We start from the raw sequence: 10002 nt of genomic DNA, 5'->3' as shown, positions 1-10002 counted from the left end.
GCCGCGATGGCCATGTCCATGATCTTGTGGATCTTCTGCGCGTGGGCCTCGCCCAGCGCACCGCCGAAGATCCGGAAGTCGTGCGCGTAGGTGAAGACGGTGCGCCCGTGCACGGTGCCCCAGCCGACGATCACGCCGTCGGTGTGCGGCTTCTTCGCCTCCAGGCCGAAGCCCTGGGCGCGGTGCCGGCGCAGCGGCTCGACCTCGTGGAAGGAGCCCTCGTCCAGCAGCAGCGCGATGCGCTCGCGGGCGGTCAGCTTGCCCTTCGCGTGCTGGGCCTCGGTGGCCTTCTCGCTGGGCCCGCGCCGCACCTTCTCGCGCAGTTCGTGCAGCTCGGCGACCCGCCCCCGGGCGTCGGCCGGGACCTCGGTGACCTCGCCGTCGACCTGCGCCTCATGCACAACCGTCATCTCGAACCACTCCAAGGGTGAGGGAACTGTCCGACAGCCAACGTCTGCTGTGCCCCCGGCTGCGAATCACTTTCTTCACTTATGACTGTACGAGGGGCCGTGCGTTGGTTTCGGCGTCGATTCCGTACAAGGTCGGGTCCGTTTAGATGTCAGGCCTGCACAGAAGCGGCCGGGCCGAGGCCGGAGCGCTGGGTGTCTGTTCGAATACCGGGGGTTGTCGGTCAGATGATGGTCCGATGATCTGAGCATGAAGAAAAGCGCAGGTCAGGGCCGTCGTTCAGTAATGTAGGCCGGTCCTCTTGCGCTTTGCTCAAGCTCCGCTCAAGTCCGGCGGGGTGCCGGTGCCGATCCGTGTTAGCGGCCGTTCAGTCGTAGGGAAGCGCCAAAAACGCCGCAGCCCACCCGATATCGTCCGGGTGGGCTGTCCGGGGGAGCGCCCAGATCGCTCCGATCAGCTTTTTCGGCCGTCCTCCGGCTCGTCCCCGCTCCGCAGCTCCTCCTCGCGGCGGCGCAGATCGGCCTCCCACCGCTTCAACATGTCCTCGTGGTCCTTGTCGCTCTTCTTCAACGAGGCGAGGAATTCGGGGTCGTCGTCCGGTGCGAGCGGGCGGCCGCCGCGCGCGGCCGGGTGGCCGGGGCGGCCGTCGGCGTCACCGGGTGTCCCGGTCCGCAGCAGCCCGCGCTGCTTTCCGGCCACCAGCCAGGCGATCGGGCCCAGCGGCGGGAACAGCAGCACGATGAGCACCCACACCGGCTTGGGCAGGTGCTTCACCTGGTCCTCGGGAGTGGTCAGGCAGTCGATGAACGCCCACACCCAGAGCGCGAGCGGAAGGATGATGGTCAGAAGAATTCTCAGCACGGTGGCGATCTCCCCCCGGCGGTGGTGGTGGCGGGCGTCTTCCCGGGGCCCTTGACCGAGCCAGGCTATCGGGTGGCGGATACTGACAGGCATGGCATACGACGATCTCCGCTCGTTTCTCCGGGCACTGGACCGTGAGGGCGACCTCAAGCGCATCAAGGCAGAGGTGGACCCGCACCTGGAGATCGGCGAGATCGTCGACCGGGTCCAGAAGGCCAAGGGCCCCGCGCTGCTCTTCGAGAACGTCAAGGGCTCGTCGATGCCGCTCGCGATGAACGTCTTCGGCACCGAGCGGCGCCTCGCCAAGTCGCTCGGCCTCAAGGGACCCGACGACGTCGCGGAGAAGATCGCCGGCCTGCTCAAGCCCGAACTTCCGCACGGCTTCACCGGGTTCCGGGACGCCTTCGGCAAGCTCGCCTCGATGGCGCACGTGCCGCCGAGGAAGGTCAAGCCCGGCGAGGCCCCGGTCCAGGAGGTCGTGCTCACCGGCGACGACGTCGACCTGGACGAGCTGCCCGCCCTGTTCACCTGGCCGCAGGACGGCGGGTCCTTCTTCAACCTGGGCCTCACCCACACCAAGGACCCGGACAGCGGCATCCGCAACCTCGGCCTCTACCGGCTCCAGCGGCACGACCGCCGGACCATCGGCATGCACTGGCAGATCCACAAGGACGGCCGCAACCACTACGCGGTGGCGGCCCGCAGGGGCGAGCGGCTGCCGGTCGCGATCGCCTTCGGCTGCCCGCCCGCCGTCACCTACGCGGCCACCGCGCCGCTGCCCGGCGACATCGACGAGTACCTGTTCGCCGGCTTCGTCGCCGGGGAGCGGGTGAAGATGGTCGACTGCAAGACCGTCCCGCTGCAGGTCCCGGCCGACGCCGAGGTGGTGCTGGAGGGCTGGCTGGAGCCCGGCGAGATGCTCCCCGAGGGCCCGTTCGGCGACCACACCGGCTTCTACACCCCGCAGGAGCCGTTCCCGGCGCTGAAGATCGACTGCGTGACGATGCGCCGCCGTCCGATCCTGCAGTCCATCGTGGTCGGCCGCCCGCCGACCGAGGACGGCCCGCTGGGCAAGTTCACCGAGCGGTTCTTCCTGCCGCTGCTGAAGATCATCATCCCGGACATCGTCGACTACGACCTGCCCGAGGCCGGCGGCTTCCACAACTGCGTGATCGTCTCGATCGACAAGAAGTACCCCAAGCACGCCCAGAAGACGATGCACGCCATCTGGGGCGCGCACATGATGTCGCTCACCAAGCTGATCATCGTGGTGGACGCCGACTGCGACGTGCACGACTACCAGGAGGTCGCCTGGCGGGCCTTCGGCAACGTCGACTACAGCCGCGACCTGACGGTGGTGGAGGGCCCGGTGGACCACCTCGACCACGCCTCCTACCAGCAGTTCTGGGGCGGCAAGGCGGGCATCGACGCGACCCGCAAGCTCCCCGAGGAGGGCTACACCCGGGACGGCGGATGGCCCGAGATGGTCTCCTCGGACCCGGCCACGGCCGAGCTGGTGTCCCGTCGCTGGAAGGAGTACGGACTGTGAGCACGGCTGCCGTCGAGACCCCGGGGCGTACGAAGGCCTTCCTGCGCCTGGTGATGATCGAGCACTCGGTCTTCGCCCTGCCCTTCGCCTACATCGCCGCGCTGACGGCCATGTTCCTCGCCGACAGGCGGGTGCACTGGGGCGAACTGTTCGTCGTCACCGTCTGCATGGTCGGCCTGCGCACCTTCGCGATGGCCGCCAACCGGATCATCGACCGCGAGATCGACGCCCGGAACCCGCGCACGGCTTCGCGCGAACTGGTCACGGGTGCGGTGTCGTTGAAGACCGCGTACCTCGGGTCGGCCGTCGCGCTGGTGGTCTTCCTCGGCGCGGCGGCGATGCTCAACCCGCTCTGCCTGGCGCTTGCGCCGGTCGCCGTCGTGCCGATGGTGGTCTACCCCTACGGCAAGCGCTTCACCGACTTCCCGCAGGCCATCCTGGGCCTGGCCCAGGCCATGGGCCCGGTGGGTGCTTGGCTCGCGGTGACCGGAACCTGGTCGTGGGACGCCGTCGTGCTGGGCGTCGCGGTCGGCGTGTGGATCGGCGGCTTCGACCTCATCTACGCCTGCCAGGACGTCGAGTCCGACCGGCACGGCAAGGTGCGGTCGGTGCCGGCCCGCTTCGGCATCCCGGCGGCGATCCGGGGCGCGCGGGTGTGCCACGTCATCACAACGCTTCTGCTGGGGTGGTTCGCGTTCTTGACGGACGCCGGTGCGGCGTTCTGGGTCGGCCTGGTCGTCGTCGCGGGGGCGTTCATCTACGAGCACAGCATCGTCAAGCCGAACGACCTGTCGAAGCTCAACCGCGCGTTCTTCCAGACCAACGGATTCGTGGGCATCTCGCTGTTCGTCTTCGCCCTGCTGGACCTGATCACCCGCGGGCTCGGGATCTGATCTCTGCAAGGTCGCTGTTTGTATCGACCCCGTCGCCGTGGGTCGACTCGTCCGATGCCATCGCCAGTCGGCTATCGATCTTCACGCCCATGTGCGAAGTCTCCGGCTAGCCGCTCACCACTTCCCGGACCACCGTGAGGAAGTCTTCCGTCCGGGGATGGACGGGGTGAGCGGGGTGGGCGAGGTAGACGGTGGCGCCAGGGGCGTCTGAGACCGGGAGGAAGCGGACGCCTGGATGGCTGTGGCTCTCCGCAGTACCTTCCGCGCCGAGGCCGAACGCACCGCCGGTGGCGATGAGGTTCAGCCACTCGTCCACGTTGCCCACCTCGACCGTCCCAACCGGGCACTGCTCCGGGGGCCACAGGTCCGGTGAGGCGGTACCGACACCCGGCCACAGGGCCAGCGGGAGGTCCCGGCCGGCGGTGAGTTCGGCCAGCAGCACCCGGTCCCGGCCCGCAAGGGGGTGGTCGTCGGACAGAGCCGCGACCTGGCCTTCCGTGTAGAGGGCCTCGGTACGGATACGCGGATCGGCGGGGACAGCGCGGAGCACTGCCACGTCGGTGTCCCCGGTGGCGAGGCCTGCGGTGCTGTTGTCCCGCCGGACCACCTCGAGCGGGGTGTGCGGGTGGGTGCGACGCCACGACCGGAGCAGCGGGACGGTCTGCTGTCCGAGCACCGCGCAGGTGTAGCCCAGCCGTAGGGGGCGGGAGATCGTCCGGGCTTCCGCGAGGGCCGCATCCAGGTGGGCGAGGATCGCCCGGGCGTGTTCGAGGAGGGTGGTGCCGGCCTGGGTGAGGGCCAGGTGCCGGGAGGAGCGGTCGACGAGCCGGACGCCGACGCGGGTCTCCATCTGGGCAAGCGTGCGGGAGAGGGCGGGCTGCGTCATGTGTAGCCGGGCTGCGGCGGCGGTGACGGTGCCCGCCTTGGCCAGCGCGTCCAGGGCCCTGAGGTGACGCAGTTCCACATCATCCATGCCGGCAGAGCATAGTCCCTAACCAAACGGCATTTCCGGGGATGGGGCGTGATCCGTAGCGTCACAGGTACCCGGGGCGGTTCCCGGGGTTCGGTCCCGAGACGTGATGGACGGTGTGGGTCATGAGGATTCTTCTGGTCGGTGCGAGTGGAACGCTGGGCAGTGCGGTGCGCCGGGCGCTCGCGGAGCGCGGCCATGAGGTGATCGGCGTGGGCCGCACGGGCGGGGACCTGGTGGCCGATGTCGCCGACCCGGAAGCGGTGGCCAGGCTGTACACGCAGGCAGGCCCGCTGGACGCGGTCGCGGTCACGGCGGGCGACGCCGTGTTCAAACCGCTCGGCGAGCTGACCGCCGACGATGTCGCAGCGACGTTCCGTGGCAAGGCGCTGAGCCAGATGGAGCTGGTCCGCCAGGGCGCCTCCCAGGTAGCCGGGACCGGCTCGTTCACTCTGGTCAGCGGGATCCTCACCGAGGAGCCGATCGTGGCCGGGGCTGCCGCATCCGCGGCGAACGGTGCCATCGAGGCGTTCGTACGAGCCGCCGCGATCGAACTCCCGCCCCAGCGGATCAACGCGGTGAGCCCGACCGTGGCGGAGGAGTCCCTGCCCGCCTACGGGCCCTTCTTCCCCGGCATGGAGGCGGTACCCGCCACCCGCGTGGCGACAGCGTACGTCCGCTCAATCGAGGGCGCGCAAACCGGCCAGATCTACCGGGTCCGCTAGAAGAAACCGAGCCAGGGCCGGACGCTTCTCCACCACGGCACTGACCACGCACGCCATGCGCGGACGCACCGTCCGTGGCCGCGGGGACCGGGAAGGCTTCGTCATCTCCGGCAGCCGGTCGGCGGCCACGACGGCGAGCGCGGCCTTGAGCGAGGCCGGGGTCCTCTCGGGGCGGGGAGTGGTGTCGGGCCCGGGACGACTCATGAGGCAATCCTGCCGTCCCGCCTGAGTCTGGTCAGCGGAACAGGGCCGCGTGGTCCGTGGCCCAGGCGCGGAAGCTGCGGGCCGGGGTGCCGGTGATGTCCCGGACCGTCGTGGTGGCGGGCTCGGGGTCGGCGATGCGGGCGTGGATGAAGTCCAGTGCGCCGTCCGCGATGGCCGGGGGACGGCCGGTGGTGAGCATCCTGTGTCGGGCGGCTGCGCGGGGGATCTCCTCCCAGCGGGCCGGGCGGCCGGCGGCCTCGCCGATGATCCGCACCTGCTCCGCCTGCGTGGGTGACTCCGGGCCGGTGAGCAGGTACCGGGCGCCGTCGTGGCCGTCCTCGCTCAGGGCTCGGACAGCGACCGCCGCGGTGTCCCGCTCGTCCACCGGGTTCAGCCGGGCCGCACCGCCGTAGCCCTGCACGGCGGCCCCGGACCGGACTTCCTCCGCCCACTGCAGCGCGGTGGCGAACCCGTACGCCCGCAGCACCGTGTGCCGCACCCCGCTTCCGGCGAGCAGTGCCTCCACCTCGCCCTCGGCCCGGACGGCCGCGGAGGAGAGGAACACCACCCGCCCGACATTCCGGGCCAGTACCCCCACCGCCGACGCCGCCCCGTCCGCCGTGGGGAACAGCCACCCCAGCAGCACCGCGTTGACACCCTGGGCCGCCGCCTCCAGCGACGCCGGGTCGAGCAGCTCCCGCTGCGCCAGCGTCCGTACCCGCACCCCGGCGGCCGCGAGCTGCAGCCCGACATGCCGCCCGACCGTTCCGGAGACGCCCACCGCCAGCACGGGTGACGTGTCGTCAACTCGCTTATCTGTCATGTCTCGAACGTAAGCGACAAGTATGAGACGCCCAATGCGTGCGGGTCTCCGGTCCATGCGCCATCGTCCACCCGGCGCGCGGCAACTCACGCGCGCTTTTTCTCCGTCCTTTCGAACGGTCTCCTCCAGGACCGTCGCCTCAGCTATACCGCGCGAGGCCTCCTCGTGGATCTCCTCTCCCGCCCGGACGGCTGGCGCGAGGACGGGCGGCACATGGCCGACACCAGCCCGCAGGGGCGTGGCGCGATCCGCCGGGCGTTCAACGAGCTCAAGGAGGCCGGGTACTACCGGGTCGAGAAGGTCCGGATGCCCGACGGCACGATCCGCACCGACGTGCACGTGGACGACGCTCCTCGGCGCCCGGCGTCACCGAGTACCCCACCCCCGGACTCCGGTGGGCCTGATACCGGCCCCTCTGACACTCCTCCCGTAAAGAACCCGGAAGAAGTACCCACCCTCCCCGTCAAGTTGACCGAACCCGACCCGCAGGTCCGGGAGGCGGTCGCCACGCTCCACCGGGGCATCCGCCGCGAACCCCGCCCGCGCCTCGGTGAGGCCGAGGCCGCCGCCCGCACCGGGGCCGCCCGAGCCCGCACCGCCCTCCTCGCCGCCCGCGGACTCGTCCTGGCCCCCACCGTCTGACCGGGCTCCTGCTGTGCACAGGAAGTCGGCGGTTCGACTTCCTGTGCACGCGGCCCGGGGGAGGGTCGGGGCGCTGCTACTCCGACTCGCTGGCGATGAAGGCCTTGTACTGGGCGGCCGTGAGCAGCTGCTTCAGCTCGTCGGGCTTGGTCAGCGTGAGCTCGACCATCCAGCCGTCGCCGTACGGGTCCGTGTTGATCAGCTCGGGCTCACCGTCCAGTTCCTCGTTCACCGCGGTGATCGTTCCGGTGAGTGGCATGAAGAGTTCGCTCACCGACTTGACCGACTCCACCGTGCCGAACGCTTCGTCGGAGTCGAGCTCCTTGCCCACGGTGGGGATGTCGACGAAGACGATGTCACCGAGCTGCGTCTGCGCGAACTCGGTGATGCCCACCTGGGCCTTGTCCTTTCCGGTGGTCCGCACCCACTCGTGGTCCTTGGTGTACTTGAGGTCTGCCGGGACGTTGGCCATGGAGGTCTCCGCATGGTCGTCGTGACTGCGCTGACGGTTGGTCAGCCATGTGGAGGAGCCTGCTACAGATCCCCGCTCTTCGACGCGAAGCTCGCCCGGCCGGGTGAAGGCGGGTGTCAGTTGTGCAGGAAGGACTCCAGGGAGGTGGCCAGCGCCACCGGGGTCTCGTACATCGGGTAGTGCCCGCTGCCGCCGATCTCCTCCAGTTCGGCGTTGGGGTAGTGGGCGAGCCAGGTGCCGCGCATCACCTCGGCGGTGAGGGCGAGGTCGTGCTCGCCGACGATCACCTTGACCGGCACCGGGTTCCCGCTGATCCGCTGTTCCAGGTCGGCCGTCGCCCAGTCCCGGACGTACCCGCCGAAGGCCTCGGGCGTGGAGAGCCGCAGCGACTGGTCGACCATGCGGTCCAGCCAGACCCGGCCGGCCCGCTGGCCGGTGACCAGGTCGAGGATGGCGAACCGCTTCTCCCGGTCCTCGGCGGCGCCGTAGAACAGCGCCTCGTCGGTCTCGTCCAGCGGGTACGCCCCGGCCGGCACCGGGGCGAGGCCGACCAGCTTGCGCACCCGCAGTGGCGCCTCGGCGAGCACCTGCTGGGCCGCCTTGCCGCCCATCGAGTGGCCGACCAGCGAGAAGCGGTCCCAGCCGAGCTGGTCGGCGAGGGCGAGCGCGTCGGCGGCGATCTCGGCGAGCGTGTAGCTGCCGGGGACGTCCTTGCGCTCCCCGTAGCCCCGGTAGTCGAGGAAGGCGTAGCTGAAGGCGCCGCCGTCGAGGTAGTCGAGGAAGGGGCCCCAGCCGGCGCTGGTGCCGAACCAGTCGTGCAGGACCAGGACGTGGTGGTCGCCGGCGCCGGTCAAGCGGTGAGGGATCGTCATGTCATCGGTCGTTCCCGGCAATCCGGCCTTCCGAACGGACAGTCGGCGCGATCTTCCGCTGTCGCCGGCCGGAGCGGGAAGTCGGCGGGGCCGACGTCCCGCTCCGGGGTGGTGCTGTCACTGGTCCCGGGTGTGCTCGAGGTCTTTCGGGACGTCGGCCACGAGGGCCGCCCTCGTTTTGTCGGCGGTGCGCTGACGGACTGTCAGCCGCGAGGAAGGGCCTGCCGCAGATCCGCGGCCCCGTCCGGGACGTTCATCCGGACGGGTGGCCGCGGGGGAGGCGCGGGCCGCCGCCGCGGATCATCCGATCAGGCGGCGCTTCGCCGGGCGAAGGCCGGGGCGTGCTCCGGGCGGGGGCCCAGGGCGATCAGGCGGGACGGGATCTGGCGGAAGCCCGGGACGAAGCGGGCGAGCAGTACGAACCGGGCGGGCGGGCCGACCCGGTGGCCGGAGAGCACCGGGGTGAACATGACCCCGTGCAGCATCCGCTGCATCCGCTGCATGATCACGGCGGGCCGCCACCGCCGCCGCTGGACCCTGGCGAGGTCCGCGGTGCTCGGGCGGCCGCGCCGCAGCGGTTCGGCGAGCAGGGTGGCGGCCGCGACGGCGTCCTGGATGGCGAGGTTGATGCCCACCCCGCCGGCCGGGGACATCGCGTGGGCGGCGTCGCCGATGAGCAGCAGCCCGTCGGTGTACCAGCGGTGCAGCCGGTTGAGTTTGACGTCGAGCAGGTGGACGTCGTCCATGCTCGCCAACTGGTCGACCCGGTCGGCGTACTGGGGGAACAGTCGGGCGATGCGGGCGCGGAAGCGCTCGACGCCTTCGGCGCGAAGCCGCGGGTCGGAGCCCTTCGCGGCGAAGTAGGCGATCTGGAAGTAGTCGTCGCGGGTGAGGCTGAGCGCCAGCTCGCCGCGCGAGAACGCGGGCGTCAGGTTGGGCGGGTTGCCCTGCTCGTGGGGGTGGCGGGGCAGTCGGAGCCACCAGGTGTCGAACGGCACCGGGAACTCCTCGGGGACCAGGCCGGCCTCCCGGCGAAGCGTCGAGTGCCGGCCGTCCGCGGCGACGGTGAGGTCGGCGCGGATCTCGCCCTCCTCGCCGTCCCGGGTGCGGTAGCGCACGCCGGCGACCCGGCCGCCCTCCCGGATCAGTCCGGTGGCCTCGGTGTTCATCCGCACGCTGAACGTGGGCTCCTTCTTCGCCTCCGAGACGAGGAAGTCGAGCAGGTCCCACTGGGGGATCATCGCGATGTAGTTGTACGGCGCGGGCAGCCGTTCGAAGGCGCTCAGCGCGACCAGGCCGACGCCCGCCACGGGCACCACCATGTTGCCGAGGCGGCTCTGCGGCAGGGCGGCGAACCCGCGACCCAGGCCGAGTTCGTCCATCAGTCGCACGGTGGACGCGTGGACGGTGTCGCCGCGGAAGTCGCGCAGGAAGTCGCCGTGCTTCTCCAGCACGGTCACCTCGATGCCGGCCCGGGCGAGAATCAGGCCCAGCATCATGCCGGCCGGCCCGCCCCCGGAGATGACGACGCTCATGGGACTCTCCTCTCAGTGCTTCACTGCCTGATTGGAACTCCTGCATAG

The 10002-nt window shown here is 70.6% G+C and carries 11 protein-coding genes; 4 read left to right on the top strand and 7 right to left on the bottom strand.

The window, feature by feature from the left end; genetic code table 11:
- The coding region (locus ACIO5E_RS26760; protein WP_400672308.1) for a carboxyl transferase domain-containing protein at window positions 1-410 on the bottom strand (410 nt) is incomplete at its 3' end.
- Window positions 411-861: 451 nt separating this feature from the next.
- The gene (locus ACIO5E_RS26755; RefSeq protein ID WP_400672347.1) at window positions 862-1269 is read right to left on the bottom strand and encodes a PLD nuclease N-terminal domain-containing protein; all 408 of its coding nucleotides are present in this window, start codon (window positions 1267-1269) and stop codon (window positions 862-864) included.
- Between the two features lie 91 nt (window positions 1270-1360).
- Here ACIO5E_RS26755 and ACIO5E_RS26750 point away from each other — a divergent pair, with 91 nt between their 5' ends.
- Window positions 1361-2818: a menaquinone biosynthesis decarboxylase gene (locus ACIO5E_RS26750; RefSeq protein ID WP_400672305.1), complete on the top strand. Its 1458-nt coding sequence runs from the start codon at window positions 1361-1363 to the stop codon at window positions 2816-2818.
- Window positions 2815-3711 (top strand): menaquinone biosynthesis prenyltransferase MqnP, encoded by an 897-nt coding sequence (mqnP, locus tag ACIO5E_RS26745; protein ID WP_400672303.1) that lies wholly within the window; start codon window positions 2815-2817, stop codon window positions 3709-3711. The genes ACIO5E_RS26750 and mqnP overlap by 4 nt, the downstream gene beginning before the upstream one ends.
- Before the next feature lie 106 nt (window positions 3712-3817).
- On the opposite strand, the gene ACIO5E_RS26740 is transcribed toward mqnP, so the two are convergent.
- A complete protein-coding gene (locus ACIO5E_RS26740; protein WP_400672301.1) occupies window positions 3818-4684 on the bottom strand; it encodes a LysR family transcriptional regulator in 867 nt (288 codons plus the stop codon).
- A 122-nt stretch (window positions 4685-4806) separates the two neighbouring features.
- Here ACIO5E_RS26740 and ACIO5E_RS26735 point away from each other — a divergent pair, with 122 nt between their 5' ends.
- A complete protein-coding gene (locus ACIO5E_RS26735) occupies window positions 4807-5406 on the top strand; it encodes a short chain dehydrogenase (RefSeq protein ID WP_400672299.1) in 600 nt (199 codons plus the stop codon).
- Window positions 5407-5641: 235 nt separating this feature from the next.
- On the opposite strand, the gene ACIO5E_RS26730 is transcribed toward ACIO5E_RS26735, so the two are convergent.
- Window positions 5642-6433, bottom strand: a complete 792-nt coding sequence (locus ACIO5E_RS26730) for a hypothetical protein (RefSeq protein WP_400672296.1) — start codon at window positions 6431-6433, stop codon at window positions 5642-5644.
- Between the two features lie 165 nt (window positions 6434-6598).
- On the opposite strand from ACIO5E_RS26730, the gene ACIO5E_RS26725 reads away from it, so the two are divergent.
- Window positions 6599-7075, top strand: a complete 477-nt coding sequence (locus ACIO5E_RS26725; protein WP_400672294.1) for a hypothetical protein — start codon at window positions 6599-6601, stop codon at window positions 7073-7075.
- Window positions 7076-7151: 76 nt separating this feature from the next.
- Here ACIO5E_RS26725 and gcvH read toward each other — a convergent pair whose 3' ends face one another.
- The 3 genes from gcvH to ACIO5E_RS26710 form a co-directional block, all read right to left on the bottom strand.
- The gene (gcvH, locus tag ACIO5E_RS26720; RefSeq protein ID WP_400672292.1) at window positions 7152-7547 is read right to left on the bottom strand and encodes a glycine cleavage system protein GcvH; all 396 of its coding nucleotides are present in this window, start codon (window positions 7545-7547) and stop codon (window positions 7152-7154) included.
- Between the two features lie 116 nt (window positions 7548-7663).
- Window positions 7664-8419, bottom strand: coding sequence for an alpha/beta fold hydrolase (locus ACIO5E_RS26715; protein WP_400672290.1), 756 nt, complete (start codon window positions 8417-8419; stop codon window positions 7664-7666).
- 308 nt (window positions 8420-8727) lie between these two features.
- Window positions 8728-9954, bottom strand: coding sequence for an FAD-dependent oxidoreductase (locus tag ACIO5E_RS26710; protein ID WP_400672288.1), 1227 nt, complete (start codon window positions 9952-9954; stop codon window positions 8728-8730).
- Between the last annotated feature and the right edge of the window lie 48 nt (window positions 9955-10002).

It is taken from the genome of Kitasatospora sp. NPDC087314 (assembly GCF_044744365.1).
In the GTDB taxonomy this organism is placed as follows: Bacteria; Actinomycetota; Actinomycetes; order Streptomycetales; family Streptomycetaceae; genus Kitasatospora.
Note: the sequence above shows the minus strand (reverse complement) of the source record. Positions and strands in the feature narration are given on the sequence as shown.